This window comes from Mycobacterium pseudokansasii (genome assembly GCF_900566075.1).
Classification (GTDB): Bacteria; Actinomycetota; Actinomycetes; order Mycobacteriales; family Mycobacteriaceae; genus Mycobacterium; species Mycobacterium pseudokansasii.
This window is the reverse complement of sequence record NZ_UPHU01000001.1, coordinates 2,542,028-2,567,934: the sequence shown is the minus strand read 5'-3', so window position 1 is coordinate 2,567,934 and position 25,907 is coordinate 2,542,028. Positions and strand designations below refer to the sequence as shown.

The 25,907-nt window shown below is 67.2% G+C and carries 27 protein-coding genes; 7 read left to right on the top strand and 20 right to left on the bottom strand.

Features of this window, described 5'->3' with window-relative positions:
• The first annotated feature begins 47 nt into the window (after positions 1-47).
• Complete coding sequence (locus EET10_RS11825; RefSeq protein WP_099188287.1) at positions 48-680, top strand: class I SAM-dependent methyltransferase; 633 nt, start codon at positions 48-50, stop codon at positions 678-680.
• A gap of 13 nt (positions 681-693) precedes the next feature.
• On the opposite strand, the gene EET10_RS11820 is transcribed toward EET10_RS11825, so the two are convergent.
• The 4 genes from EET10_RS11820 to EET10_RS11805 form a co-directional block, all read right to left on the bottom strand.
• A complete protein-coding gene (locus tag EET10_RS11820) occupies positions 694-1,704 on the bottom strand; it encodes a sulfotransferase domain-containing protein (protein ID WP_174719686.1) in 1,011 nt (336 codons plus the stop codon).
• Between the two features lie 32 nt (positions 1,705-1,736).
• Positions 1,737-2,930: a type III polyketide synthase gene (locus EET10_RS11815; RefSeq protein WP_036401203.1), complete on the bottom strand. Its 1,194-nt coding sequence runs from the start codon at positions 2,928-2,930 to the stop codon at positions 1,737-1,739.
• Positions 2,927-4,396, bottom strand: a complete 1,470-nt coding sequence (locus EET10_RS11810; RefSeq protein ID WP_122502164.1) for a fatty acid desaturase — start codon at positions 4,394-4,396, stop codon at positions 2,927-2,929. Before EET10_RS11810 ends, EET10_RS11815 begins: the two co-directional genes overlap by 4 nt.
• 271 nt (positions 4,397-4,667) lie before the next feature.
• Entirely contained in the window at positions 4,668-5,528 is an 861-nt protein-coding gene (locus tag EET10_RS11805; RefSeq protein ID WP_099188283.1) for an LppX_LprAFG lipoprotein, read from the bottom strand.
• A 361-nt stretch (positions 5,529-5,889) separates the two neighbouring features.
• On the opposite strand from EET10_RS11805, the gene EET10_RS11800 reads away from it, so the two are divergent.
• The 3 genes from EET10_RS11800 (at position 5,890) to EET10_RS11790 (ending at position 8,732) form a co-directional block, all read left to right on the top strand.
• Positions 5,890-7,095: a serine hydrolase domain-containing protein gene (locus tag EET10_RS11800; protein ID WP_036401205.1), complete on the top strand. Its 1,206-nt coding sequence runs from the start codon at positions 5,890-5,892 to the stop codon at positions 7,093-7,095.
• A gap of 9 nt (positions 7,096-7,104) precedes the next feature.
• Positions 7,105-7,644, top strand: coding sequence for a GNAT family N-acetyltransferase (locus EET10_RS11795; RefSeq protein WP_036401207.1), 540 nt, complete (start codon positions 7,105-7,107; stop codon positions 7,642-7,644).
• A gap of 137 nt (positions 7,645-7,781) precedes the next feature.
• Positions 7,782-8,732, top strand: a complete 951-nt coding sequence (locus EET10_RS11790; protein ID WP_122502163.1) for an ERCC4 domain-containing protein — start codon at positions 7,782-7,784, stop codon at positions 8,730-8,732.
• A 1-nt stretch (position 8,733) separates the two neighbouring features.
• Here the strand turns inward: EET10_RS11790 and EET10_RS11785 are convergent, their stop codons facing one another.
• The 4 genes from EET10_RS11785 to EET10_RS11770 form a co-directional block, all read right to left on the bottom strand.
• A complete protein-coding gene (locus tag EET10_RS11785) occupies positions 8,734-9,153 on the bottom strand; it encodes a type II toxin-antitoxin system VapC family toxin (RefSeq protein WP_036401212.1) in 420 nt (139 codons plus the stop codon).
• On the bottom strand, positions 9,150-9,374 hold the full coding sequence (locus EET10_RS11780; RefSeq protein ID WP_036401216.1) for an antitoxin: 225 nt from the start codon (positions 9,372-9,374) through the stop codon (positions 9,150-9,152). The genes EET10_RS11785 and EET10_RS11780 overlap by 4 nt, the downstream gene beginning before the upstream one ends.
• Positions 9,375-9,409: 35 nt before the next feature.
• Complete coding sequence (locus EET10_RS11775) at positions 9,410-12,250, bottom strand: aminotransferase class I/II-fold pyridoxal phosphate-dependent enzyme (protein WP_036401219.1); 2,841 nt, start codon at positions 12,248-12,250, stop codon at positions 9,410-9,412.
• A gap of 304 nt (positions 12,251-12,554) precedes the next feature.
• Positions 12,555-12,809, bottom strand: coding sequence for a GreA/GreB family elongation factor (locus tag EET10_RS11770; protein WP_051490382.1), 255 nt, complete (start codon positions 12,807-12,809; stop codon positions 12,555-12,557).
• A gap of 198 nt (positions 12,810-13,007) precedes the next feature.
• Here EET10_RS11770 and EET10_RS31615 point away from each other — a divergent pair, with 198 nt between their 5' ends.
• The gene (locus EET10_RS31615) at positions 13,008-13,139 is read left to right on the top strand and encodes a hypothetical protein (RefSeq protein ID WP_280177813.1); all 132 of its coding nucleotides are present in this window, start codon (positions 13,008-13,010) and stop codon (positions 13,137-13,139) included.
• A 135-nt stretch (positions 13,140-13,274) separates the two neighbouring features.
• On the opposite strand, the gene EET10_RS11765 is transcribed toward EET10_RS31615, so the two are convergent.
• From EET10_RS11765 to EET10_RS11755, 3 genes are all read right to left on the bottom strand, one after another.
• Positions 13,275-14,540: an NAD(P)/FAD-dependent oxidoreductase gene (locus EET10_RS11765; protein ID WP_063468261.1), complete on the bottom strand. Its 1,266-nt coding sequence runs from the start codon at positions 14,538-14,540 to the stop codon at positions 13,275-13,277.
• A 122-nt stretch (positions 14,541-14,662) separates the two neighbouring features.
• Positions 14,663-15,313, bottom strand: a complete 651-nt coding sequence (locus EET10_RS11760) for an Rv1733c family protein (protein ID WP_122502162.1) — start codon at positions 15,311-15,313, stop codon at positions 14,663-14,665.
• 114 nt (positions 15,314-15,427) lie between these two features.
• Complete coding sequence (locus EET10_RS11755) at positions 15,428-16,963, bottom strand: PucR family transcriptional regulator (protein ID WP_063468263.1); 1,536 nt, start codon at positions 16,961-16,963, stop codon at positions 15,428-15,430.
• An 86-nt stretch (positions 16,964-17,049) separates the two neighbouring features.
• On the opposite strand from EET10_RS11755, the gene EET10_RS11750 reads away from it, so the two are divergent.
• Positions 17,050-18,525, top strand: a complete 1,476-nt coding sequence (locus EET10_RS11750; protein ID WP_063468264.1) for a dihydrolipoyl dehydrogenase family protein — start codon at positions 17,050-17,052, stop codon at positions 18,523-18,525.
• A gap of 37 nt (positions 18,526-18,562) precedes the next feature.
• Here the strand turns inward: EET10_RS11750 and EET10_RS11745 are convergent, their stop codons facing one another.
• Genes EET10_RS11745 through EET10_RS11730 form a run of 4 tightly spaced genes read right to left on the bottom strand, consistent with a single transcriptional unit; the run spans position 18,563 to position 21,191 of the window.
• Positions 18,563-18,970 carry a hypothetical protein gene (locus EET10_RS11745; RefSeq protein WP_051490385.1) on the bottom strand — a complete coding sequence of 136 codons (408 nt, stop codon included), beginning with the start codon at positions 18,968-18,970 and terminating at the stop codon, positions 18,563-18,565.
• Complete coding sequence (gene nusB / locus EET10_RS11740; protein ID WP_036401224.1) at positions 18,967-19,491, bottom strand: transcription antitermination factor NusB; 525 nt, start codon at positions 19,489-19,491, stop codon at positions 18,967-18,969. The genes EET10_RS11745 and nusB overlap by 4 nt, the downstream gene beginning before the upstream one ends.
• 2 nt (positions 19,492-19,493) lie before the next feature.
• Positions 19,494-20,057 carry an elongation factor P gene (gene efp, locus EET10_RS11735; RefSeq protein WP_036401225.1) on the bottom strand — a complete coding sequence of 188 codons (564 nt, stop codon included), beginning with the start codon at positions 20,055-20,057 and terminating at the stop codon, positions 19,494-19,496.
• A gap of 15 nt (positions 20,058-20,072) precedes the next feature.
• The gene (locus EET10_RS11730; RefSeq protein WP_063468265.1) at positions 20,073-21,191 is read right to left on the bottom strand and encodes a M24 family metallopeptidase; all 1,119 of its coding nucleotides are present in this window, start codon (positions 21,189-21,191) and stop codon (positions 20,073-20,075) included.
• Between the two features lie 32 nt (positions 21,192-21,223).
• Here EET10_RS11730 and EET10_RS11725 point away from each other — a divergent pair, with 32 nt between their 5' ends.
• A complete protein-coding gene (locus EET10_RS11725; RefSeq protein WP_063468266.1) occupies positions 21,224-21,976 on the top strand; it encodes a B-4DMT family transporter in 753 nt (250 codons plus the stop codon).
• On the opposite strand, the gene aroQ is transcribed toward EET10_RS11725, so the two are convergent.
• The 5 genes from aroQ to EET10_RS11700 form a co-directional block, all read right to left on the bottom strand.
• Positions 21,973-22,413: a type II 3-dehydroquinate dehydratase gene (gene aroQ / locus EET10_RS11720; RefSeq protein ID WP_036401227.1), complete on the bottom strand. Its 441-nt coding sequence runs from the start codon at positions 22,411-22,413 to the stop codon at positions 21,973-21,975. The genes EET10_RS11725 and aroQ overlap by 4 nt on opposite strands.
• Positions 22,410-23,498 carry a 3-dehydroquinate synthase gene (aroB, locus tag EET10_RS11715; protein ID WP_122502161.1) on the bottom strand — a complete coding sequence of 363 codons (1,089 nt, stop codon included), beginning with the start codon at positions 23,496-23,498 and terminating at the stop codon, positions 22,410-22,412. The genes aroQ and aroB overlap by 4 nt, the downstream gene beginning before the upstream one ends.
• Positions 23,495-24,031 carry a shikimate kinase gene (locus EET10_RS11710; RefSeq protein ID WP_063468267.1) on the bottom strand — a complete coding sequence of 179 codons (537 nt, stop codon included), beginning with the start codon at positions 24,029-24,031 and terminating at the stop codon, positions 23,495-23,497. Before EET10_RS11710 ends, aroB begins: the two co-directional genes overlap by 4 nt.
• A gap of 16 nt (positions 24,032-24,047) precedes the next feature.
• Positions 24,048-25,253, bottom strand: coding sequence for a chorismate synthase (gene aroC / locus EET10_RS11705; RefSeq protein WP_063468274.1), 1,206 nt, complete (start codon positions 25,251-25,253; stop codon positions 24,048-24,050).
• A gap of 228 nt (positions 25,254-25,481) precedes the next feature.
• A complete protein-coding gene (locus EET10_RS11700) occupies positions 25,482-25,901 on the bottom strand; it encodes a prepilin peptidase (protein ID WP_063468268.1) in 420 nt (139 codons plus the stop codon).
• Between the last annotated feature and the right edge of the window lie 6 nt (positions 25,902-25,907).

Below are 25,907 nucleotides of genomic sequence, written 5' to 3'. Positions count from 1 at the left end.
ATTTCGGCTACTCTGGCGAGATGACCGGTCCTAACTCCCCCCAGCGCATGGATTTCGATGCGCTGTACCGCGGGGAAAGCCCCGGCCCGAGCATCCCGCCGATGACGACGCCGCCGTGGGATACCAAGGCGCCCAAAGAGAACGTGATCGCGTGGCAGGCCGGCGGCTGGGTCCACGGTGACGTGCTCGACATCGGCTGCGGGCTCGGCGACAACGCGATCTATCTCGCTCAGCACGGACACCGCGTGACCGCTTTGGACATTTCTCCGACCGCGCTGATCATCGCCGAACGCCGCGCCGGCGACGCCGGAGTCGACGTGCGGTTCGCGGCGGCAGACGCCACCACGCTCATCGGCTACACCGACGCTTTCGACACCGTGATCGACAGCGGCATGTTCCATTGCCTCGACGACGACGGCAAGCGCAGCTATGCGGCGGCCGTGCACCGGGCTACCCGGCCGGGAGCCACCCTGCTACTCAGTTGCTTCTCGGATGCCAATCCGCCGAACGAGGAATGGCCGCGGCCGGCGGTGTCCGAACAGACCCTGCGCGACGTGCTCGGCGGCGCCGGGTGGGATGTCGAATCGCTGGAGCCGGTCACGGTGCGCCGCGAAATCGACGGAGTCGAAGCGGAAATGGCGTTTTGGTACGTACGAGCCCAACGGCGTATGTCGAACTGAGCCGGCCCGAGCCTCAGGCGGCGGGGTCGTAGCCCCGGCGCCCCTCGTGCGCCCAGGCCAGCAGATCCGGTGGGGCAAGCTGGTTGATGCGGTGGTTGTAGCGGCGGTGCTCCTCGTAGCCGAAATACTGCTGCCAGTCGCCGCTGCGGCCGCGGCGGAAGAATTGCTCCTGGCTGTGCCAGATGCCGTCGGTGGTGTTGGGGGCGATCTCCGCCGCGCGGGATCGCATGGCGTCCAGCGACGCGTGGGCGACGAGTTCGCGGGCGCGATCGCGACTCAGGTCGATACCGAGTACCGCGGCAAGCCGCATCAGCTCGGCTATCAGGTCCACCTCGTAGTCGGCATAGTGGAACAGCGCCACATTCGGCAGGTGCCGCCGCTCCCATGCCGTGCCGAAGTGGTGCAGCACGTTGGCCAGCGTTCCGATTCCTTTGGGGGGCGCGAACCCCACGCCCGGCGGTGGCAGGGCCGGCCCCTCCATCCAGTGCCGGAACTCCTCGGCCGGGCCGCGGCCACCGGATTGCGGGGCGGGCCCGGGCCCCGGCCGACCCGGCTGCAGCGGCGGGGGCACCGCGGCCTCATGCAATTCCCGCAGTCGCTCGGCATCGACGTTGGCGACGTGGAACAGCATCGACACTGCGGCATCGCGCGGATCGCGGCCGACGCAGATGTAGGTGACGCGATCATCGAGCACCAGACCGTCCAGCGGGGTGTGGGTCTTGATGAACCGGCGGTGGTCCTGTGCGTCGAGGACGGCGACCACCTCCTCGATGGGCCGGATGGTCTGGTCGAGCCACGGTGACACGGTCGACAATGGTCCCGGCAATTCCGGCCCGTCGAAGACAAGCAGCGAAATCAGCCGCTGTGTCCAGGTCATGCCGCACTTGGACGGCGTCGAGATGATGATGTCGCCGTCACGCAGTTGCAGGGCGTCCCAGCGCGTACTGTCGGTCATCAACGAGCGGTACAGGACGCGGTCCGTCGCCGGTGCATTGGCATTCGGCCGCCCGGGGGCATTGGTCATGTGCCACCTCCCTTCGAGTGTCAAAGCCGCGGTCACCGGCGCACGATATCGAACAGCATGCCTTCGACGGTGACCCCCGGCGCAAAGGCGAACGCCACGCCGGTCGAGATGGGTTTTGCCGACTCCGCCTGCCGCACCATCATTTCCAGCACGAAGATCAGCGAGACGCTCAGCATGTTGCCGAAGCGTGCCAGCACATCCCAGCTGGGCGCCGCGAGCTCGGCCGGGACGCCCAACGAGCGCACCGACTGTTCGATGATCTTGGGACCACCCGGATGGATCGCCCACAGATCGATATCGCACTGTTGTAATCCGTTGTCCTGCAGCATTTCTGCGACGACTGGCGCAACTCCGCGGTAAATGTAGTCGGGCAGGTCCTCTGACAGTTCGCAGGTGATGCCGTCATGATTGACGCCCAGCACGATGCCGTCTTCGGCGTCGTCGAGGAGCCGGCTGAAGTTGCTGCGGATCACCACACTGCCCGCCGGCAACTGCTGTCGCACCTGGCTGGCACCGATCACCAGCGCGGCACAGCCATCGCCGAACAGGCTGTGGATCACCACATCGTTGATGTTGTCGGCGAAAACCGCGTTGACCGAGCACAATTCGATGCACACCACCAACGCCTTCATTGCCGGGTGGGCTCGGACGTAATTGGTGGCGGTGCGAATGGCGTTCATCGCCGCCGCACATCCCATGAAATTGACCACGACTCGCGAAATCGCCCGCGACAGGCCGAGTTCCTTGACGATCGCCACGTCCACGCCCGGAGCGATGAACCCGGTGCTGGTGACGAACACCAACAGCCCGATCTCTTCGGCACCGTGGCAAAGTCCGTCGAGCGCACGCCGGCTCACCTCGACCGCCAGCGGTACCGCATGCCGGTAGAACAGGCCCATCCGGTCCCGGATGGTTGCGGGTTCGCGCCGGAATGCGTCGAACTCGGCGTCCAGCGGATTGACGGCCATCCTCCGGGTGTCGATGCGGGTCTTCTCATAGACCCGGGTAACCCGTTCCCGCTGTTGCGGGTCGAGGAACATCTGGGCCACCTGCGCAGCGGCGTCGGACTGCCGGACCACCCGTCGCGGCCCCCCGGTAGCCATGCCTTCGATGACCGCCACCGTTGTCGGCGGAGCCGGTGGCAACTGGGCGAGGTCATAGTGGGCTTCGCAGCCGGGCGCCTCGGCCACCGGGCGCAGGGCGCCACCCTCAGCTGCGCTGCTCATACCGACCCGATTCCGACGAAGCCGGCAACCACGTAGCCGGCACTGGCTTTCCAGGCCGCCGGCGAGCAGTGTTCCCGCAGGAAACCCCACTTGTGCTCCCTGGCTTGGCGCGACGGCGAGAGCAGGTAGGTGCGGCAGAGCTTCGGCAGCCGATCGGTCACGAAACTCTTTGCCGGAAGCCACTCCACGCCGGACTTCGCCGCCTCTTCCCGTAATACGTCCTCGGTGACGATGTTGGCGAACCCGCTGCGCTGGAACGGCAATACATGGTGGACGCGGTGCGAACTCAGGCCCGCCGACAGGAAGCAGTCGACATAGCGATTCCCGACCACCACCAGGTCGTTGGCGTGCACCACTTGGTCCACGCCCCAGTCTTCACCGGTTGGGGCGGGCTCGCCGGCGTCGTCCTCGAACTCGTGGCTCGCCACCACCAGGAAGGTGCTGACCCACAGCGTCACGACGAATTGCAGTGCCCAGGCCCAGAAGTCGCCGGCCAGGGCGAAGACCGCCATCTCGGTGACCAGGAGCAGACGCACCCCGGACGACCCCAGGAAGTGTGGCAGCGCATTGCGCCAACTTCCGTAGCCCTCCTCGACACCCACCTTGCGAGTCATGTTCCACACGTCGGCGATGCGGATGGCCATGCCGGTGAGCAGGTGGCCGAACTTGTGAACCGTATGCACCGGCACCCGATACAGCCGCGGCAGCTGCATCATCATCGTGAAGACGTTCTTCTTGATGTCGACGTCGCTTTGGGTGTACGGGTGATGCAGCAACGTGTGCCCGTCGGCGACCACCAACGACAACGCCACATAGTTCAGGTCGAAGGCATTGGCGAAGAACCGATTAGGGCCCCGTTGCGCCCGATGCAACGCGTAATGGCCGTAGCCGACCAGCGAACTGCGCAGCAGCACCATGGCAATCACAAAGGCCCACAACGGCATCCACCGTGGTTCGGCCAACCGCACACCCTGGACCGCCACATACGCGGCGGCCAGCAGCGCCACGACGATATTGAACAGCCGGTCCATCCGTTTGATCCGCGCGCCCAGCGCCGGCTCGGTCAGCCGCGCTTTGACGCGGTGCATCAAGTCGTCGGGGTTGTCGAAACGGTACTTGGGGGTGTCCCGCCAGCTGTTGAAGCTGTCTTTGAACAGGAACGGCGGAGCGTTGTGTTTGGGATGGATATCGCGCGGCGTTGCATCGCGGCCCAGGGCGTAGCGGCGCTCCAAGATTCGCTCTACCTTGGCCGGATCACGATGGTAGGAGGCGATGATCGCGGTGATATCGCGATTTTTGGTGCGCCCGATGAAGAAGGCGCCACCGGGATGCTTGGATATCCAATCGCTGAGGTCGTATGCCCGCCCGTTGTAGACCCACACGTCTGACAGCGGTGGCCCGCCAGGAGGAGGAGCAGGGCGCAGAGCGGGGCCGCGCTCCTGAACGTCTGGGAGGTCGTTCGTCATTCGTATTCCTCCAGGTCTGGTCGGGTGAGATCGGGCGGTGGCCGTCGGTTCCGGCGAAGTGACCCCAATGGTGCCCCAATGTTGGACGTATGGCCTTGGAGAATTCTCAACGGCATTCGGGGCCGCGCGATCTGCCCTTACGGTGCACCAAATCGGTTGCGCCCCAAGGAGCCAACCGCGGGCGGGAACCGGCCCGGAGACGATTCGGCGGTCCTAGCCGCCGTTCGGCAGTCGCGGGCCGGTTCCCAATCGGCAATGCACCCCGCGGCGGTTATCCCGTCGGGTTGGGAATGGTGACCGGCGCGCCCCAGGCCGACAGGTTGATGGTGACGTGGCCCTGGTCCTTGTCGACGACCATGCGCACCAAGTTGGGGCTGGGCGCCGGCGCTCCGGGCGTGGTGCTGGTGCCCGCCGCCTTCACGTCGACGATGTACAACGTGATCGGCAGCGTGCCCCCGCCCTTACCCAGCTGAGGCACCAGTGGATCGATCACCGCGGCGTCGATGCTTCCCGTCACCTTGACGGTGGCGATACCGTCGATCGTTTCGTTTCCGGCGATCTGCGCACTTTGGACCTTGGCGATGACGTTGCCCAGTCCCTTGTCCTTGTCGAGGACGATGCCCGGGTCGTAGATCTTCTCCGCCGGCCCCATCGAGGTGTACTTCCCGCTGTCGTCCTTGGTGTACATGGTCTTGTTGGTGACCAGGAACTGCTTGGAGACCGCGGGGGCCTTCGGCTGCAATCTGATCATGGCGTCCCCGACGGCCTGACCGTTGCCCTCCGGCTGGTTGGTCACGTCGGCATTGACGCTCTCCATGGGAAGCGTCGTGATGTTGGTTGTCTGCAGACTCACATGAAGCGAGTGCAGGCCTTTGGTCGCTTTGGAGCTGTCCTGCAGGAGTTGCTGAGCTTCGGGTGACGGGGCGCCGGATGACCCGGACGCGCTGGTCGCGGCGGAGCTTGAGGATGCCCCGGAGGTTTGAGAGGTGCCGGTGGCCGCTTTGTGGCCGCACCCGGTGATGACCGTCGCGAACAGCGCTGCCGCGAACAGCATCGCGGCCGGCACCGGGAACGAGGGTCGGTGGGTGAGACGTCGGTGGGAGGTGTGCGCTTGTGAGATCAAGCCATTCATGGCCAACCTTTGCTGAGTTATCCAACCGGTGGTAATGGAGCAGCGGATCGCTAGGTTCATACGGCATGGACGGAGGCCGGCACGCCGGTCCCCGTCCACAGTTGCGGGTCTTGGTGACCGCTCCCCGCACCCTGGTTCACCGCAACGGCTCGGTTAGCAGCCCCAAGCCGTCGCTCCCACAGCCTGTTCCCCAGATCACATTGCCGGAGAGCGCGAGGGTAACACGCCATGGCCAGGTCGGAAGGCTTTTCGCACAACTAACAACCGCGTGCGCCGACCCCCGACCCACGGTCGATCGCGATGAGCCGACAGTCGGTCCCGCCGCCGCGCCCGCCGACGTCCGGCGACTAACCTAGGGCCGGTGAAGCTCGACGGCAATCAGGCATCCATTCGCCAAGTCTGTGACGCCGGCCTGCTTTCCGGGGCGGTGACCGTGGTCTGGCAACGCGGAGAGGTGTTGCAGGTCAACGAGATCGGCTACCGCGACGTCGATGCGGGTCTGCCGATGCAACGAGACACGCTGTTTCGCATCGCGTCGATGACCAAGCCGGTGACGGTTGCCGCGGCCATGAGCCTGGTCGACGAGGGCAAGCTGACATTGCGGGACCCCATCGCGCGCTGGGCGCCGGAGCTGGCCGACCCGCAGGTGCTGGACGACCCGCATGGCCCGCTGGACCGGACGCATCCGGCCCGGCGCCCCATCCTGGTCGAGGATCTGCTGACTCATACCAGCGGCCTGGCCTACAGTTTCTCGGTCTCCGGGCCCATCTCGCGGGCCTACATGCGACTGCCCTTCGGCAAGGGTTCGGACACCTGGCTGGCCGAACTGGCCGCCCTGCCACTGGTTCACCAGCCCGGCGACCGGGTCACCTACAGCCATGCGATCGACGTGTTGGGCGTGATCGTGTCTCGCGTCGAGGACAAGCCGTTCCATCAGGTGCTCGACGAGCGAGTGCTGGGTCCGGCGGGCATGACCGACACCGGGTTCTTCGTCTCGGCCGAGGCGCGGGGACGCGCCGCGACCATGTACCGGCTCGACGAGGACGACAAGTTGCGCCACGACGTGATGGGGCCGCCGCAGGTCAGGCCGCCGTCGTTTCCCAACGCCGGCGGCGGACTGTGGTCGACCGCCGACGACTACTTGCGGTTCGTGCGGATGCTGCTGGGCGACGGGACGGTCGACGGAGTCCGGGTGCTGTCATTGGAGTCGGCGCGCCTGATGCGCACCGACCGGCTGACCGACGAGCACAAGCGCCACAACTTCTTGGGAGCGCCGTTCTGGGTGGGCCGCGGTTTCGGGTTGAATTTGTCGGTCGTGACCGATCCGGCGAAGTCGGCGCCGCTGTTCGGTCCGGGCGGCACGGGAACGTTCAGCTGGCCCGGCGCATACGGGACGTGGTGGCAGGCCGACCCGTCAGCCGACCTGATCCTGCTGTATCTGATCCAGCATTGTCCCGATTTGTCGGTGGATGCCGCGTCGGCGGTGGCGGGCAACCCCGCGCTGGCCACGCTGCGGACGGCCCAACCACGATTCGTCCGCCACACTTACCGCTCCCTCGGACTGTAGCGGGGCGCCATGGCCCGGTTCCCGTCCGAATACCTCGAAGGCGCACGGCTGCTGCTGCGCCCACCCGTGCTCGACGACGCCGAGGCGTTGTTCGACGGGATTGCCCACGATCCCGAGGTAACCCGCTACCTGTTGTGGACGCCGCATCCCGATGTCGCAGAGACGCGACGGGTGATCACCGAGCATTTCAACGTCGGCGACGACGAGCGGACCTGGCTGCTGGTGCCCCGCGGCGGCGGCGACGTCGTCGGCCTGATCAGCTGCCGAAGCCGGCTGCGCCACTCCGTCGAAATCGGCTACTGTCTCGGCCGACGGTGGTGGAACCGGGGTTTCATGTCCGAAGCGCTGGCCATGTTGCTGGCCGAGTTGGCTGCCGACCCCGGGGTGTACCGGGTCTGGGCCACCTGTCACGTCGACAACGCCCGCTCGGCGCGGTTACTGCAGCGGGCCGGTTTCGAGCTCGAGGGCCGGCTGCGCCGCCACTCCGTGCACCCGACCATCGGGCCCGAACCGCAGGACAGCCTGCTCTACGCCACGATCCTGCGGTGAGTGCGAAGCCAGGGCGTTGACCGGGAAGCCTGGGCGCGAAACGGCGAAAATTCGCGCTCTGAGCGCACGTTCAAAGCCACACGTGCACACCCAAGCAGTGTCGTCGGCGCCGCATGCCACCCGTACCCTCACAATCTGTGGAGCTGATCGTCGCCGCCAACCCGGACGAAAACTCCCGACTGCCCTACCTGATCCGGCTGCCGATGGGCGCAGGACTGCTCTTCGCCACGTCTGACGTGTGGCCGCGCACAAAGGCGCTGTATTGCCATCGTCTCGACATCGCCGACTGGCCCGACGACCCAATCGTCGTCGACCGGGTCGAGCTGCGCAGCTGCAGCCGCCGCGGCGCGGCCATCGACGTGGTCGCTGCCCGCTCCCGGGAGAACCGATCCCAACTGGTGCACACCATGGCTCGCGGCCGCCAGGTGGTGTTCTGGCAGCGCCCCAAGACCCGCAAGCAGTCCCGGCCGGGCGTGCGCACCCCCACGGCTCGCGCCGCCGGCATCCCGGAACTCGACATCATCGTCGACGCTCACGAACGCTATCCCTACACCTTTGCCGACAAACCCGCGCGGACGACGCGCGAAGCCCTTGCCTGCGGCGACTACGGACTGAAAGTAGCCGGCCAGCTCATCGCGGCAGTCGAGCGTAAAGCGTTGTCGGACTTCGCCTCTGGCGTGCTCAATAGCACGCTGAAATACCAGCTCACCGAGCTGGCGGCGCTACCCCGGGCCGCGGTGGTCGTCGAGGAACGGTATTCGGAGATCTTCGCGCTGAGCTATGCACGCCCGGCAGCGGTCGCCGACGGGCTTGCCGAGTTACAGATCAGCTTCCCGACAGTGCCGATCGCGTTCTGCCAAACCCGTAAGCTCGCCCAGGAATACACCTACCGCTATCTTGCCGCCGCGTTCACCTGGTTCGTCGACAATGCCGACGCCGCAACGGTTTTCGAGCCGACTCCGGCCACGCACGAGCCCAGCAGTGCCGAACTACGCGCGTGGGCGAAAGCCGTGGGTCTGCCCGTATCCGGCCGCGGGCGGCTGCGCCCGGAGATTCTGCGGGCCTGGCAGGACGCGCATCGCAGTTGAGCTACAGCACCTCGATCACTCCGGCTGATGCCGAATCGGCGAGTGCGGCGTCGAAGGTGACCAGCCGCCCGCCATATCGGGCGGCCAGGGCAATCAAGTGACGGTCTGTAACGAGGCGATGAGTCGACACAACTCCGCGATCGCCGTCCTCACCGACCACCAAAGGCACGTCGTCGGGCCAAAACTCGTGTCCTGGAAGGCGTCTTAGCGCCTCCAGTTGCGCTATAGCCGTCGACGGTGTCGTCGACACCTGCATCAGCCTGCGATTGCTCGAAATGCGAACAAAGCCGATCTCGGTGACGGGCGTCGTAGCCCATCCTTTCGACGAACACCGCGTGAACCATTCCCGCGCCGCCACGTGGTGGACGTGGTTTCGCCAGCCCAACGCGATCAGCACATTGACGTCGAGCAGTGCGGTCACACGTCTTCCTCGAGGGCCCGGGCGACATCTTCATCGGTGATGGTCGGCGCATCCGGAGGGACATCGAATACCGGCAGTCCATCGACCACGACGATCCCCACCGGCCGCAACGACCTACGCGCCAGCTCAGAAATGACCGCACCCACCGACCGACCCTCCGCCCGTGCGATGCTACGCGCATCTTCTAGGACGTCGTCATCGATTTGCAAAGTGGTGCGCATAGCATCAGGGTACCGCCGGCCGATGCGCCCACCCGTTACGCGTCCTCGGCGACAGCCCCCACGACGCCGTCGCCGTTCAGAGCCGAGGCGTCCGGCGGCACCTCGAACGACGGCAGCGCGGCTCCGACCGAGGCAATCGCGTTGCGCGCGGCCTCCATCCGCTTCAGGGCAGCGTCGGTGAACACCGACAACCCGAGTTCGTGGTTGTAGCCGTGGATTTCTTTGACGTCGAGCTGGGCCAGGAAGTAGACGATCTCCTTGGAAACCACCTGGCCGGGCACCAGCACCGGGAAGCCCGGCGGGTAGGGCACCACGAACGTCGTCGACACCAGCGTCCGTCCCTCGGCAAGCCGCCGCCCGGCCATGCCGATCTGCACGTACTCGCGGTCGGACTCTTCATAGCCGGCGTAGAAGGCCGACCGGGTGTCGCCGTAGACACTGTTGTCGTCTGGGCGGAAGGCCACGTCGAACTCACTGAAATCGGGTAGGTGCGGCAGATCCTGGGTGATCTCCTCGACGCGGCGCTGGTGCAGCGCCCAGTCGGCGGCGCTGGCCGCCCTCTGGGTCCGGTCGAAGTCGGTGGCAATCCGGCGCAGCACGTCGAGCAGATAGTGCACGCTCGACCACGTCACGCCGATGGTGAAGATCAGCAGCACACTGTTGATCGACGTCTTGTTGATCTGGATGCCGAACCGCTCCATCAGGATCTTCTCGCGGAAGTCGTAACCGTTCATCCCCGTCGCACCGATGAACAGGGTGACCCGGGTCGCGTCCAGCACGAACTGGTCGGAGCGCCACGCCTCGTTCCATTCGGCCAGCGCGCCCTGCCGGACCTGACGGTAGGAGCTGACCGAGGAGGCCCGGTATTCCTCGGGCACCAGGTCGGACTCGTCGAGGATACGGAACCACTTGCTGATCAGCCGGTCCTTGCGTACCCGGTGCCGAAAGACCAGCGCCATGTCGTAGACCTGCCGGACCAACTGGAATCCCTCGATGTCGACCTGCCGGCGCGCCAGGTCCAGCGAGGCCAGCAGTTGCTGGTTGGGCGAGGTTGAGGTGTGGGTCAAGAACGCCTCACCGAACGCGTCGCGGGCGAGTGCGTTGAAGTCCTGGTCGTGCACGTGGATCATCGACGCCTGCCGCAGTGCCGACAACGACTTGTGGGTGGAGTGCGTCGCATACACCCGCACCCGCGCGCGAGCAGGGTCGGGCAGCAACCGGCGATCCAGCCACTCCGACCGGTCGACCCCTTGCATCGACGCCGACCACTGCCGGTATTCCTTGGCGTATTCGTCCGAGGCCAGCATCTCTTCGAGGTGCTCGGCAGCCACCATCGCGGTCCGCTGCCGCGCCCACGGAACGGCGGTGGCGAACGCGTACCACGCCTCGTCCCACAGGAAGCAGATGTCCGGCTTGATCGCCAGCACCTCCTCCATCACCCGGCGCGGGTTGTAGACGACACCGTCGAAGGTGCAGTTGGTCAGCAGCAGCATGCGCAGCTTGTGCAGCTTTCCGGCCGCTTCCAGGTCCAGCAGCGCCTTCTTGATCGTGCGCAGCGACACCGCTCCGTAGATGGCGAACTGCGGCAGCGGATAAGCGTCCAGGTACAGCGGATACGCGCCGGCCAGCACCAGGCCGTAGTGGTGCGACTTGTGGCAGTTGCGGTCGATCAGCACGATGTCGCCGGGCCGGGTCAGCGACTGGACGACGATCTTGTTGGCCGTCGACGTTCCGTTGGTGACGAAGTAGGTGTGGTTGGCGTTCCAGGTGACCGCGGCCTTGTCCATCGCCTTCTTGATGTTGCCGTGCGGGTCCAGCAACGAGTCCAGGCCGCCGGAGGTGGTCGAGGTCTCGGCCATGAAGATGTTGCGGCCGTAGAACTCGCCCATGTCCTGCAGCGACTTGGAGTTGAAGATGCTGGCGCCGCGCGCGACCGGCAGCGCGTGGAATTGGCCGACGGGTGCGGCGGCGTAGGCCCGCAGCGCGTCGAAAAACGGCGTGGCGAAACGATTCCGGAGCCCGGCGAGCACCGTGCTGTGCAGGTCGGTCACGTCGTTGAGCCGGTAGAACGTCCGGTCGTAGACGTCGGGCTCGTCGCCATCGCCCGCCGCGATCGACTCGTCGGTGAGCAGGTAGAGGTCGATGTGTGGCCGCAGCTCTCTGATCCACTCACCACATTCGATCCAGTCGTGCGGGCGATCGGGAATGACCATCGCGCCGTCGGCGTCATTGGGCCCTAGCAGCGTGTTCATCAACGGCAACCGGTCACGGGAGCGCAGCGGCAGGTCGTGGCGGATGATGGCAGCCTGGATCTCACCGTTGAGCGCGACCGCGGTGATCGCGTCCTCGACGCTGGGGGCCACCAGGATCTCGAACTGGACGTCGTCGGCGGGGTTGCGCAGCGCCCGCAGGCACTCGACGAGGCTCTCCGGAGCCGTGGGGGGCGCGTCGTCGGCCAGCAACACCGTGTAGAACTGCTGCTGTTTGGCCTGGGCCACCAGTTCCTGGTCGGCCAGCGGCGCCGAGATGTCGAACAATGCTGTCCGGTCGCCGTATTCACTGAGCAGGCGCACGGCCAGCGACACCTCTTCGGTGAGCCGCACAGTGGACTTGCTCTCCAGGTGAGCACGGAAGGTCGCCAGGCTCTCCGCGCCGGGATACAGCCAGTACCGCTCGTAGGCTCCGATGCGGTCCATCAGCCGCTTGACCTTCGCCATGTCGTGGGTGATGTCCAGCCCGGCAAGGTCCACCTCGGCCAGGTGGCGGCACGCATCGTCGAGCAGGTTCCACGTGTCGATGCGTGTGTACGACGGGTTGGCGACTGCCGCCAACGCGGAGACACGAAGTCGCCGCGGGCGGGAGCTGTCTCGGTACATGTCGTCACCTGTTCTTGTGGTGCGGTAGCGCCATTCGGCGCAACTTGTCATTATCGCGCCCAGGACGGAAATGACGGAAATAGTGGCCGGTACCGACACACCGGCAGTTCGACGATGTCCGATTGCGGCAGCGCATGCCGCGAGGTTACGCCGTAGACCCGACGGGCGGGAGGGGATCGCCCGCCGTGGCCGCTCCGCGAACCGGCCCCTGTGGCCGCGTCAATCCCCCACGGCGCGAACAGACCGCCGAAGTCTCGTAACCACCAGAGCCGTCTACTGTTTGGTGGGCAACGACATTCCTGCTTCAGGTGGCCCCGGCCATGTGGACGCCGTATGGTCCGGCGCACACGAGTGTGACCGTCAAGGTGGCGCAACCGGGCAGGGTGAAGCTGCGTTCGTCACCGGGGAGCGCACCGGCGACCGCGGCGCCCAGCGGTGACCGCAGCGAGTAGACCTCCACGTCGCGGTGCTCGGCGCCGCGGGCGCCCCGCAGGAATGTTTCGATGTATTCGATGTCAGCCGTGTCGTGGTGACGGACCGTGACGTCCCTACGCGCCACTGGCGTCCGCGAGGGCGGATGCCTGCGCCTCGCGGCTTTGATAGTGCCACGGCCGGACCTCGACGCCCATCAACGTCGTGACGGTGGATCAGCCAACCACCGACATCGCAGTTGCAGCAGACGGCGGCAACTACCGACCTGCCGCCCTGTGGTCGCCATCGTAGTTCGCCGCATCGGCTCGGCGGAGCGCCGTTGTCGGTGACCAAACGCTACGTCGAAAACCAAACCGGGCCCGCTGCCATCGGGCTACGCCCGACCGCGACCGCTCCGCCCAGCGGCTACGCCGCCACCCCTGCCATTGGTTACTTCATCACCAACTTGATGCGCTAACCGCGCTCTAGAGAAGCGCGGCTTCCATCACATTCCTTTGGTGGGGGGTCGGGGGTGTCGTCAGGGGCGGGCCGCGGCGGGGCAACCGCCCCTGACGACTCGGGGCCCGTAGTGGGCAAGACGTGATCTGGTGTGCTAGCGGCCCCTTCCGCGCAACGGATCGAACTCGCGTAGGGCTTGCGGTTGCTTGCCGGTGGTAATCTGCTCGGCCAACAGCCGACCGGTCACCGGTCCGTGCGCCAGTCCCCACATGCCGTGTCCGCCGGCCACGAAGACGCGCGGTGACACCGCACCGATGACGGGACGGCCGTCGGCGGCGATCGGTCGCGCGCCCACCCACACGTTGCTGCGTTCAGCCCATCGCACGCCATCCAGCAGCGGACCGGCCGAGGCCACAATGGCCGCCACCCGATCGGGTATGAGCGGTGCGCGCGGGTGGCGAAATTCCATGGTGCCCGAAACGCGCATCGCGCCGTGGTGCGGCGTAGCCGCGACCCGCACGCTCGGCAGGTAGATGGGCCAGGGCATCGGGCGCTCGACCGGCACGGTGAACGAGTAACCGCGACCAGCCCGCACCGCTACGCCTAGCCGGCGGCCGGCCAGTTGCGGCAATTGTGCGCCGGTGGCGATCACGGCGGCGTCGGTGATCAGCGGTGCGCCGCGGCACGGCCGCACCGCAATACTGTTGGTTGCGTTGACAATTTCGGTTATTTCCAGCGTGCGCAGCGTCGCCCCGCGGTTCACCACCGCGCGACCCAGAGCAGCCACGAAGCGGGCCGGATCGATGAAACGCTGTCCGTTGACGCTGAGCCCGACCCGGACCGCCCGGGATGCCAGCGGCACTTGCTCCCGCAGCGCCGCGCCCGTCAATACGGTGATATCCGTTGTCTGGCCGGCCTTTCCGAGCTCCTGCAGGTCTTCCTGGAATCGCTGTGCCGCTGCGGTGGAGTCGAATACCGCGGTGATGGGTGCATCGGTCACCGGTGCGTCGACCCCGTTGGCGATGAGCACGTCGAAAGCTTCGATGCAGTCCTCGTTGAGGATTGCGTTGGCGCGCACCGCGCGCTGCCACGATGATCGCCGGCAGTGACCGGCGAACCGCGCCAAGAACATCCCGAGGCCCATGTCGGCGGTGAACGGAATGTGTAGCGGGGCTTTCGAGTCGAGCAGGGACCGTATTCCATAGCGCAGCACTGCCGGCGAGTTGAGCGGCAGTGCCAGCCCCGGCGCAATCCACCCGGCGTTGCCGCCGGAAGCGCCGGCGCCCACGCCGTCGCGATCCACCACCGTGACGTTCACGCCCCGCTCCTGAAGGAACCATGCCGTCGACAATCCGACGATGCCGGCACCGACGACAACCACCGAACGAGGCCAATCGTCAATGCGGTCGACGCCGGCCATCACTGACCTCCATAAACTGAACTCCTGCTTGCTATTTCTCATGCTGGGCCGAATGGGCACCGCGGTTCTTGGCGTAGCCGGCCAATCACCCGAGGAGCCATTGTGGTTCTGCGACAGCACCCTCAGCGATGCGCGGCCCTCGGACCGATACCACGACAGCTGCTTGTGGACGGCAGCGATCGGCCGGCGCGTGCGCGGTCGGCGACCATCCAGACGCCGGCCAGGAACACGGCTGTCACGGCGGCCATGATCAGCCAGGCCGACAATCCGGCCGCCACCGCATCGTCCAGCGCGGTCCTCAGTGGCAGGCCGACGTGATAACCGTTCTCATCAACCCAGATGTCAACGGAATCACCGGCTTTCACGCCCCGCGGCGCATCCACCGGACCCGCGTGCTCGACTCCCCCGACAACCCAGCGGGCCGGCACGCTGACCATCTGCGGATCGGCGAGCTCTTGATGGGCGGCCTTGTCGCTGGTGACCACCGCAGTGACCGACTGACGGGTTTGCGCCTGCCCGGCGTAGAAGCGGCTGCGGGATTCGTGCTCTCCGGTGCCCACGACGACGGCGATCGGCAGGCCGGCCAAAACCACCACCGCGACCCAAATCGCAAGCAGTACCTCGAATCCGCGGGCGGTCGGCATGCGGCGGGCCCACCGCGATAGCCACGCCGCAAGCGGGTGCGGCCGGCGCAGGGTGTAGATGTCCATCGAGGCGTCGTCACCTGAGGTGCGGCCGGTGAGCCGGCGCCGGTCGGAACACGGAGTGGTCATCGGACATTCCTATCGACGGGTTTGCCGGAGGTTGACAACCTCCAGGGTGGCGTCGACAGGCGCCGCAGTGTTTGCCGAAGTCCGACAACCCGGCCGTCGCGCGTTGTCGGGTTGCTACAGCAGCCCGTCAGAATCGGTGGCCGCCAGCTCGATCGTCATGGCCAACCGCTTCTTGGCGTCGTCCAGCGACAAAGTGGTGATCTCGGCCATCTTCCGCAGCCGGTAACGCACGGTGTTCTCGTGCACCCCCAGACGCTCACCGGCCCGCGCCGGGTCGCCCTGCTCCTCCAGCCAGGCCCGCAGCGTGGGCACGTACTCGGTGGCGTTGGTTCGGTCGTGGCGGCGCAGCTCGGCCACCGGCCCACGATCTGGCAACCGCCCGGACCTGGCCGCGGTACGCAACCGTTGCAGCAGGATGTCATCCCAGGACCGGTCGTATGCCGGTGGGGAGGCGCTGTCCGGGGACAGCTGGTGCAGCGCCAGACACTCGTCGGCCTCCTGGCGAGCCGCGACGAGGTCGGCCACCTCGGCCGGTCCGCTGATGCCGGCCCACACCCGGGCCCCCTCGGGCAGCGCCGCCCGGACACCGCTGAACCAGCGCCGCGCCGTTGCCGGCTGATCGCCGGGCAGCACGGTGTAGACGGTATTGCCCGCCAACGCGCTGCGGCCCGGCCGTGACCAACCGAACCCCGTGGTGACGCGCTCGAAAGCCAACAGCAGCGCGGCATCACGGTCGGCGCCGACGAACGCCCGCAACGCAATCACCCGCAGCGGACCGCGCGGCAATCCCAGCCTGCTGGCGACCGTGGCGGCGTCAATGGTGCCCTCCAGCAGCTGAATCACCAGTTCGGATTCGACCTGGCGCTCCAAGTCGGCGCTGGCTCGAGACCGCAGCAGATGCAGGGCCACGGTATGCGCGCCGTCGGTCAACGCGGTGCGCTCGGCACCGCTCAACGCAGCCGAACACGCCACCCACACCGACCCCAAGACTTCGCGTCCGGAGCGGACGGCCACCACCATGCGCCCGGTCAGGCCATGTTCGCTGTCTGCGGCAACGTGAAGCGGATCCTCGGACGTGGCCAGGTGAGCTAATACTCCGCGCTCGTCCAAGAGCACGCGCAGCTGCTCCGGCGTCTGGCGGCCCAAAATGGTGGCGACCCGCGCGGGGTCGGCGCCTTGCTGCGGCCGCGAGTACGCCAGTACCCGCAACAGCCGATCTTCGATGGTCACCGCTCCACCGGTGGCCTCGGCCAGGCTGTCGGCCAGCGCGAACAGATCCGTGGGACCACGTCCGGATTCCGTCTCGCGGCCCTCCAAAACCAGCCCGTAGACGACCGCGGCGACCTCGCTCCAGGACAGCGACTCGTCGAGCACCATGCCCGCTCCCGCCGTGAGGTCACCCTCCAAGGTCACGGGCGATGCGCCGTCGCGGGTCAACACCACCACAGCTCGGGCCGACGCCGCCCACTGAACCGCTTCCGCGACGGAACTCGCGCCGATCGCCAGCAACACATCTCCGACTACCGGACGGGTCGCGGCTGCCTCGTGGATCACCACACTGCGCAATTCCGTCGACCTGGGCAACGACGACCACCGCAGCCGCACGCCGTAACCACCCAACACATTCACCAAGCGGTCCAACGTGATCACCAGCCGCCCCCAAATCCGGACTGTTCACCCAGGGTAATTCGGAATCGAGCGGATCCCGAAAACGGCCTGCACATAGGATTTCGGCCATGGCGGCCGACCAACAGGAACAGACATACGACCAGACATTCGACGTAGTGGTGCTCGGGGCGGGTCCGGTGGGCCAGAGTGTGGCGGACCGCGCACGGGCGGCCGGCCTGGACGTCGCGGTGGTCGAACGTGAGCTCGTCGGGGGCGAGTGTTCGTATTGGGCCTGCGTGCCCAGCAAGTCGCTGCTGCGTCCGGTCCTCGCGGTCTCCGACGTCCGCCGGGTCGACGGCGCGCGCGAGGCGGTCACCGGTGCGATAGACCCGGCCGGTGTCTTCGGCCGCCGCGACCGCTATGTGAACGACTGGGACGACACCAGCCGGGTCGACTGGGTGGCCGGTATCGGAGCGACGCTGGTCCGTGGACATGGACGGTTGGACGGTCCGCGACGAGTTGTCGTCACCACACCCAGCGGCAGGGAGGTGGTGCTGGCCGTCCGGCACGCGGTTGTCATCTGCACCGGAAGCCGGTCCGCGATCCCCGACTTGCCCGGCCTAGCCGAAGCACGACCCTGGACCAACCGCGAAGCCAATGACAGTAGCGATGTCCCGAACCGGCTCGCCATTGTCGGGGCCGGCGGCGTGGGTGTCGAAATGGCAACGGCCTGGCAAGGATTGGGCTCAAAGGTGACCTTACTGGCCAGAGGCTCGCGCCTACTGCCGCGGATGGAACCCTTTGTGGGAGAGCTTGTCGGCCGCGGTCTGGCAGAGGCTGGTGTGGACGTGCGCACGGGTGTGACAGTTCGCGAACTCAGCCGGGCATACCCCTACTGCCCGCTGGCACTCGCGCTGACCGACGGCACCGAGCTCGAGGTCGACGAAATACTGTTTGCCACCGGCCGAAAACCCCTCACCGACCATATCGGCTTGGAAACAGTCGGATTAACCCCCGGCAGCTGGCTCGATGTCGACGACACCTGCTGCGTGCCCGCCGTCGAAGATGGTTGGCTCTACGCGGCCGGCGATGTCAATCACCGCGCGCTGCTGACCCATCAGGGCAAGTACCAAGCGCGCATTGCCGGTGCGGCCATCGGCGCCCGCGCCGCGGGCACGCCGCTGGACACCGCGCCGTGGGGCGTTCATGCGACCACCGCAGACCATCACGCCGTGCCGCAGGCCCTTTTCACCGACCCCGAAGTCGCCGCGGTCGGCCTCACAGAAGAACAGGCGGTGCAGGCCGGGCACCGGGTCAAGGCCGTCGATGTCGAAATCGGGGACGTCGTCATGGGAGCCAAGCTTTATGCCGACGGGTACAGAGGCCGGGCGCGAATGGTGGTCGACGTTGATCGCGGCCATCTGGTCGGCGTGACCATGGTGGGCCCGGGCGTCACGGAGATGCTGCACTCGGCCACCATCGCCGTCGCCGGCCAAGTGCCGATCGAGCGGTTGTGGCACGCCGTGCCGTGCTTTCCGACTGTCAGCGAATTGTGGCTGAGACTTCTTGAGGCCTACCGGGATTCGTTTTTCGTGGTCGTCTAGGGTCGGGCGGGAGCAGCACCGACGACGGGACGCATGGTCAGCCATCCCGTTCGTCGTCGCTGTCGACGATCCGCCGGTTACCCAGCGTGCTGTCGACCCAGCGCATCATCGGAAGTTGGGGAAATTGCGGAAACTCCCAGCGACGCGCCGGCAGGTCGGTGACATCGCCGAGGGACCGCACCACCGCCTGGGTCAGACCCATGATCGCGGCCATCACCGGCAGCAGGGGCTGCAGCGGCTTGGCCGCCGAGCGAACCGTGCTGATGCGACGGGCCAAGACCAGGCGCTCTACACAGTGATACAGCCAGGCGCCCACGCCCAGCGCATAGATCGACAGCGCCGAGGCGACGATCGCCCACCCGTAGGCAGCGCAGATCACAGCGCCGAACACCACCGCCGCGGCCATCCAGGCGGCGATCACGACACGCAATTCGAGTCTGCTCATGAACCCGATCCTTGGTTTTCCGGCAGGCGTTCCGCATCTCCAGGCACCGCCTGGCGGACCGCGTGAGCGGCCGCGCGGATCTGCGGCGTCACCAGCATGACTTGCCCCAGCACTCCGTTGACGAAGCCGGGCGAATCGTCGGTGGACAGTTCCTTGGCCAGCTCGACGGCCTCGTCGACGGCTACCGGTTCGGGGACGTCGTCGGCATGCAGCAATTCCCACACCGAAACCCGCAGAATGGCGCGATCCACCGCAGGCAGCCGATCCAGGGTCCAGCCCTGCAGATGCGCGGCGATCAGGTCGTCGATGTGGGCGGCGTCCTCGCTGACGCCGCGCGCCACCGCGGCGGTGTAGGGATGCAACGGCGCGACTTCCGGCTTGGCTGCCGCGAGTGCGGTGCGCGACTCGACCACCTCGAGCGGGCTCATGCCCCGCGCCTCGGCCTCGAACAACAGGTCCACCGCGCGCTTGCGGGCCTGATGGCGTCCTTTAACCGGCTTGCCCGGTCTTCCCTCGGGCATGCTCAGACGTTGACCCTGCCCAGGTAGCTGCCGTCGCGCGAATCGACCTTCAGCTTGTCCCCGGTGTTGATGAACAGCGGCACCTGGATCTGGGCGCCGGTCTCCAGCGTGGCCGGCTTCGTGCCGGCGCTGGACCGGTCACCCTGCAACCCCGGCTCGGTGTGGGTGACTTCGAGTTCGACGGTTACCGGCAGCTCGATGTACAGCGGCGCCCCGTTATGGAAGGCCACCTGCACCGGCATGCCCTCCAGCAGAAACCGCGCGGCGTCGCCGACCAGGGACTCCGGCAGCGGATGCTGCTCGTAGTCCTGGCTGTCCATGAACACGAAGTCCGAGCCGTCGCGGTACAGGTAGGTGGTGTCGCGGCGGTCCACGGTGGCGGTTTCCACCTTCACCCCGGCGTTGTAGGTCTTGTCGACGACCTTGCCCGACAGCACGTTCTTGAGCTTGGTTCGCACGAATGCCGGGCCCTTGCCCGGCTTGACGTGCTGAAACTCGACGATTTGCCACAGCTGCCCGTCGATATTCAGGACGAGTCCGTTCTTGAAGTCAGCGGTGGTCGCCACGGTCTGCTAAATCTCCTACAAAATGGCCAGTTCCTTGGGGAACCGGGTCAACAACTCCGGGGTCTGTCCGGCGCTTTCCGAGGCGCCTGGCGTCTTGGAGGGCACTACCAATGTGTCCTCGATGCGGACACCGCCGCGGCCGGGTAGATAGACGCCGGGCTCCACGGTCACCACGGAGCCCGCAAGTAGTGTACCGGCGGATGTCGCCCCGATGCCCGGCGCTTCGTGTATCTGCAGGCCAACACCGTGTCCCAGACCGTGTCCAAAGTTGTCGCCGTAGCCCGCGTCGGTGATCAACTGGCGCGCGGCGGCGTCGACCTCACGCAGCTCGGCATCCGGGCACAACGCCTCGCGACCGGCCCGCTGCGCCCGGGAGACCAGCTGGTAGAGCTCCAGCTGCCAGTCGGCCGCCTTGCCCAGCACGAAGGTGCGGGTCATGTCGGAGTGATAGCCGGCGACCAGCGCGCCGAAGTCGATCTTGACGAAATCACCGGTGGCCAGCACCGCGTCGGTGGGCCGGTGGTGCGGGATGGCCGAATTCGGTCCGGCCGCCACGATCGTCTCGAACGACACGGCGTCGGCGCCGTGATCGAACATCAGCCCTTCCAGGTCGCGGGCCACCTCGCGCTCGGTGCGGCCCGGGCGCAGGCCGCCGCGCCGTAGCAGGTCGGTCAGCGCGGCGTCGGCCGCTTCGCAGGCCAGCCGCAACAACGCGAGCTCACCGGCATCCTTGACCTCACGCAGCGCCTCCACCGTCCCCGACGCGCGGACCAGCTCGGTCTCGGTGTCCTGCAGCGCAGCCGTCAGCGCATCCAGGCCATCCACCGTGACCACATGGCTTTCGAAACCCAGCCTGCCGACGCCGCATTCGGCCGCACGGCAGCTCAGGTGACGGCCGAGTGCCCGCTCGATGACCACCTCGAGGTCGGGCGCCTGCTGCGCGGCCTGAGTGCGGTACCGGCCGTCGGTGGCCAGTACGGCTTCGCGGTCGTCGGCGAACACCAGCAACGCGCCGTTCGACCCGCTGAAACCGGATAGATATCGGACATTTATCAGGTCGGTGACCAGCATCGCATCCAGTCCGGCGGCACCGATTTTGGCTTTCAGGTTGTGTCGACGCTGGGAATGTGTCACGACCGTTGACGGTACAGCTACGCTGAACTCCCATGACTAACTGGATGCTGCGCGGACTGGTGTTCGCCGCCGCGATGGTCGTTTTGCGCCTTTTTCAGGGCGCGCTGATCAACGCCTGGCAGACTCAGGCCGGATTGATCAGCCTGGTGCTTCTCGCGTTGTACATCATCGCCGTCGTGGTGTGGGGACTCACCGACGGAAACGCCGACGCCAAAGCCAATCCGGACCCCGACCGCCGCGAAGACCTGGCCATGACCTGGCTGCTGGCCGGCCTGACAGCCGGAGTGCTCAGCGGTGCGGTGATCTGGCTCATCGCCGTTTTCTACAACGGCGTCTACGCCGGTGGGCTGATCAACGAGCTGACGACGTTTGCGGCCTTCACCGCGCTCATCGTCTTCCTGTTCGCGATCACCGGGGTGGCCGTCGGCCGCTGGCGTATCGACCGCAATGCTCCCCCACCCCCCGCGCACGACGGATCCAGGGGTCGTGGCGATACCGACGTATTCTCCGCTGTGCGCGCCGACGAGACGCCGACCGGGGAGATCCAGGCCCCCCGGGCGGAGGCGCAGGCCACCGCGCCCACCGCCGTTGCCACCGTCGAACGCGAAGCACCCACCGAGGCGATCGCCACCGCAGAGCGTGAGTCTCCGACCGAGGTGATCCGCACCGGCGAGTCCGAGGCGCCCACCGAGACGATCCCCACCAGCGACGCTGAGGCACGCACCGAGGCGATCCGTCTCGACGATGACCAGACCAACCCCGTTAACAAGCCCAAGCAGGATTAGCGTTCGGCGATGTTCGCCAGGTAGCGCAGGGCGAGCAGATAGCCCTGGACACCCAGGCCGACGATCATTCCGGTCGCCACGGGGCTGAGGTAGGAGTGCCGCCGGAACTCCTCGCGGGCATGGACATTGGAGATATGCACCTCGATCAGGGGTGCGCTCAATTCCGCGCAGGCGTCGCGCAACGCCACCGAGGTGTGCGTCAGGCCGCCGGCGTTGAGAATCACCGGCTCTGCGGCGTCGGCGGCCCGATGAATCCATTCCAGCAGTTCTGCTTCGCTATCGCTTTGCCGCACAACGGCTTTGAGACCAAGGTCGGCGGCCTCCCGCTCGATCATCGCGACCAGCTCGGCGTGGGTGGTGCTGCCGTAGACGGCGGGCTCGCGCTGGCCCAGCCGGCCCAGGTTCGGACCGTTGATCACGTTCACCGTCACACTCATTCGGCGCAGACTCCCGCGTAGGCGCTCACCAGCAGTCCCGGGTCCGGCCCCACCAACCGCCCCGGCCTGGCCAATCCGTCCAGGACCACGAAACGAAGCACGCCGGCGCGCGTTTTCTTGTCGCCGGCCATGATCTCCAGTAGCTGGGGCAGCGCATCCGGGTCGTAGCCGACCGGCAGCCCCAGCGACGACAGGATCGCGCGATGGCGTTGCGCGGTGGCTTCATCCAGCCGTCCGGCAAGCCTGGCGAGCTCGGCCGCGAACACCAGCCCGACCGACACGGCGGCGCCATGCCGCCACCGGTAGCGCTCGCGCCGCTCGATCGCGTGGCCCAAAGTGTGGCCGTAGTTGAGGATTTCGCGCAGCTCGGATTCCTTCTCGTCGGCGGCGACGACCTCGGCCTTGACGACGACCGCGCGGCGGATCAGCTCCGGCAGCACATCGCCGGCCGGGTTCAGGGCAGCCTCTGGGTCGGCTTCGATGAGGTCCAGGATCACCGGGTCGGCGATGAACCCGGCCTTGACGACTTCGGCCATCCCGCAGGCGATTTCGTTGTGCGGCAGGGTTTGCAGCGTCGCCAGGTCAGCGAGCACGGCAAGCGGCTGGTGAAACGCCCCGACCAGGTTCTTGCCCGCATCGGTGTTGATACCCGTCTTGCCGCCGATGGCCGCGTCCACCATGCCCAGCAGCGTGGTGGGCACGTGCACGATCGACACGCCGCGCAACCAGGTGGCCGCCGCGAAGCCGGCGACGTCGGTGGCGGCTCCCCCGCCGAGGCTGACCAGGGCATCTTTGCGGCCGAGTCCGATGCGGCCCAACACCTCCCAGATGAATGCGACGACGGGCAGGTCCTTGCCGGCCTCGGCGTCGGGAATTTCAATGCGGTGCGCGTCGACGCCCTTGTCGGCCAGGCGTTTGCGGGCGGCCTCGGCCGTTTCGGCCAGCACGGGCTGATGCAGGATGGCGACCTTGTGCCGGCCGGCCAGCAGTTCGTCCAAGTGTGTCAACACACCGCTGCCGATCACCACCGGATAGGGCGGGTCGACGGCAACATGCACCGTCGCGGGCGCGCCGGTTTCGGTCATGTTGCCGCCTGCGTAGGTGTCTGACTGGGCGTCTGCAGCCGCGACATGATGAAGCGGACCACCGCGCTGGGATTGCGGCGATTGGTGTCGACCCGGATGGTCGCGACGCGGCGGTACAGCGGAACCCGTTTGGCCATCAGTGACCGGTACTTCTCGGCGCGGTCGGACCCGGCCAGCAGGGGCCGCACGGTGTTGCCGCCGGTGCGCCGCAGCCCTTCGGCGGCGTTGATCTCCAAGTAGACGACGGTGTGGCCGGCCAGGGCCGCACACACGCCCGGGCTGGTGACCGCGCCGCCGCCCAGCGACAGCACCCCGTCGTGGTCGGCCAACGCCGCGCGCACCACGTCTTCCTCGATGCGCCGGAACTCCTGCTCCCCGTCGGTGGCGAAGATGTCGGCAATGCTGCGCCCGGTCTGCTGCTCGATGGCTGCGTCGGTGTCGAGAAGATTGACCCCGAGGGCTTTGGCCAGCCGCCGGCCGATGGTCGACTTGCCGGATCCCGGCAGTCCCACGAGTACCGCTATTGGTGCCATCTGATTGCCTATCCGGCTATCCCGACACCCGAGCGGCCGGTGACTGGCGGTCGGTGACCGCGCGCTGGTAGGCCTCGATATTGCGGCGGGTTTCGGTCAGCGAATCGCCACCGAACTTCTCCAGGACCGCGCGCGCCAGCACCAGCGCCACCATGGCCTCGGCCACCACCCCGGCGGCCGGCACCGCGCACACGTCGGAGCGCTGGTGGATGGCAACGGCCTCGTCCCCGGTGGCCAGGTCGACGGTGGCCAGCGCCCGCGGCACGGTGGAGATGGGCTTCATCGCGGCGCGCACCCGCAGCGGCTGGCCGTTGGTCATCCCACCTTCGAGCCCACCGGCCCGGTTGGTGGAGCGGACGACACCGTCAGACCCGGGGTACATCTCGTCGTGAGCCAGGCTGCCGCGACGGCGCGCGGTCTCGAACCCGTCACCGATCTCCACACCCTTGATCGCCTGGATGCCCATCACGGCCGCGGCCAGTTGGCTGTCCAGCCGGTTGTCGCCGCTGGTGAACGATCCCACCCCCACCGGCAGGCCCAGTGCCACGACCTCCACCACGCCGCCCAGGGTGTCGCCGTCTTTTTTGGCCGCTTCGAGCTCGGCGATCATGGCCTGCTCGGCAGCCTTGCCGAACGCGCGGACCGGGCTGGCATCGATGGTGGCCAGGTGTTCGGCCCCGGGCGGCGGGCCGTCGTAAGGCGCCGACGAGCCGATTGAAATCACATGGGACAGCACGTCGACACCCAGCGCCTGTTTGAGGAACTGCCGCGCGACGGTTCCGGCGGCCACGCGCGCGGCGGTCTCGCGGGCACTGGCCCGCTCGAGCACCGGCCGGGCGTCGTCGAAGCCGAACTTGAGCATGCCGGCGTAGTCGGCGTGGCCCGGACGCGGCCGGGTGAGCGGCGCGTTGCGGGCCACATCCTGCAGTTGGGCCGGGTCGACGGGGTCGGGGGCCATCACGGTTTCCCACTTCGGCCATTCGGTGTTGCCGATCTCGATGGCGATGGGTCCGCCCAGCGTGCTGCCGTGACGCACGCCGGACAACACCGTCACCGCGTCGCGCTCGAACGTCATCCGCGCGCCACGACCGTAGCCCAACCGGCGGCGGGCCAGCTGGTCGGCGATGTCGGTCGAGGTGACGTCCACTCCGGCGACCATGCCGTCGACCACGGCCACCAACGCACGGCCATGGGACTCACCCGCGGTGATCCAGCGCAACACCCGAACATCTTCCCATGTGGACGTCCCGGGCTCGCTGACCGGCATGAGCCGTATGTCGCGACGCGGTTCCGCCGTCTCCGGTTCGGCGATGAGCAACGTGGTCAGCGCCGAGGTGTACAGATAGATCACTGCTCGTTGCGCATCTGTTCGAGAACATCGGACAGTTGGCGGTCTCGCACCGGTGTGGCTGTCACGTCGAGAGTGCCATGGTTCGCGAGTAATCCGACCTCACATCAACACCATTGCCAGCGCGACCGCGGTGGCCAGACACATCGATGGGCCGTGCGGCACGGTGGCGGCGCCGCCGATACACCGGGCAACCACGCCGCACACCGCGGTGAACAGCGGCGCCGCCAGCGCCGCCAGAAACCACACGTCGGCACCGAAGCAGCCGGTTAACCCGCCCACGCTGAACGCCAGCTTGACGTCACCGGCGCCCATCGCCGCCGGTGCGAGTAGATGGACCAGCAGGTACACCCCGGCTAACGCGGCCGCGCCGGCCAGCGCCGGCAGGCCCCGGCCCGCGGCCAGTGCGCCGAGCAGGATCACCGCGGCCCCGGGCACGGTCAACGCATTAGGTAACCGTCGCTCCCGGACGTCGTAGACGCACAGCGCTCCCATCCAGAGCACAACCGCCCCCGCCAGCATGTCGGG

What these genes read in the sequence shown, in the direction of transcription:
- EET10_RS11765 (WP_063468261.1), bottom strand. Translation starts at nt 14,540, where the DNA reads ATGGCCGGCGTCGACCGCATTGACGATTGGCCTCGTTCGGTGGTTGTC.
- EET10_RS11710 (WP_063468267.1), bottom strand. Translation starts at nt 24,031, where the DNA reads ATGGCACCAATAGCGGTACTCGTGGGACTGCCGGGATCCGGCAAGTCG.
- aroQ (WP_036401227.1), bottom strand. Translation starts at nt 22,413, where the DNA reads ATGAGTGTGACGGTGAACGTGATCAACGGTCCGAACCTGGGCCGGCTG.
- EET10_RS11700 (WP_063468268.1), bottom strand. Translation starts at nt 25,901, where the DNA reads ATGCTGGCGGGGGCGGTTGTGCTCTGGATGGGAGCGCTGTGCGTCTAC.
- EET10_RS11775 (WP_036401219.1), bottom strand. Translation starts at nt 12,250, where the DNA reads ATGTACCGAGACAGCTCCCGCCCGCGGCGACTTCGTGTCTCCGCGTTG.
- EET10_RS11815 (WP_036401203.1), bottom strand. Translation starts at nt 2,930, where the DNA reads ATGAGCAGCGCAGCTGAGGGTGGCGCCCTGCGCCCGGTGGCCGAGGCG.
- EET10_RS11725 (WP_063468266.1), top strand. Translation starts at nt 21,224, where the DNA reads ATGACTAACTGGATGCTGCGCGGACTGGTGTTCGCCGCCGCGATGGTC.
- EET10_RS11810 (WP_122502164.1), bottom strand. Translation starts at nt 4,396, where the DNA reads ATGACGAACGACCTCCCAGACGTTCAGGAGCGCGGCCCCGCTCTGCGC.
- EET10_RS11760 (WP_122502162.1), bottom strand. Translation starts at nt 15,313, where the DNA reads ATGACCACTCCGTGTTCCGACCGGCGCCGGCTCACCGGCCGCACCTCA.
- EET10_RS11805 (WP_099188283.1), bottom strand. Translation starts at nt 5,528, where the DNA reads ATGAATGGCTTGATCTCACAAGCGCACACCTCCCACCGACGTCTCACC.
- EET10_RS11825 (WP_099188287.1), top strand. Translation starts at nt 48, where the DNA reads ATGGATTTCGATGCGCTGTACCGCGGGGAAAGCCCCGGCCCGAGCATC.
- EET10_RS11745 (WP_051490385.1), bottom strand. Translation starts at nt 18,970, where the DNA reads ATGAGCAGACTCGAATTGCGTGTCGTGATCGCCGCCTGGATGGCCGCG.
- EET10_RS11780 (WP_036401216.1), bottom strand. Translation starts at nt 9,374, where the DNA reads ATGCGCACCACTTTGCAAATCGATGACGACGTCCTAGAAGATGCGCGT.
- EET10_RS11820 (WP_174719686.1), bottom strand. Translation starts at nt 1,704, where the DNA reads ATGACCAATGCCCCCGGGCGGCCGAATGCCAATGCACCGGCGACGGAC.
- nusB (WP_036401224.1), bottom strand. Translation starts at nt 19,491, where the DNA reads ATGCCCGAGGGAAGACCGGGCAAGCCGGTTAAAGGACGCCATCAGGCC.
- EET10_RS11795 (WP_036401207.1), top strand. Translation starts at nt 7,105, where the DNA reads ATGGCCCGGTTCCCGTCCGAATACCTCGAAGGCGCACGGCTGCTGCTG.
- aroB (WP_122502161.1), bottom strand. Translation starts at nt 23,498, where the DNA reads ATGACCGAAACCGGCGCGCCCGCGACGGTGCATGTTGCCGTCGACCCG.
- EET10_RS11750 (WP_063468264.1), top strand. Translation starts at nt 17,050, where the DNA reads ATGGCGGCCGACCAACAGGAACAGACATACGACCAGACATTCGACGTA.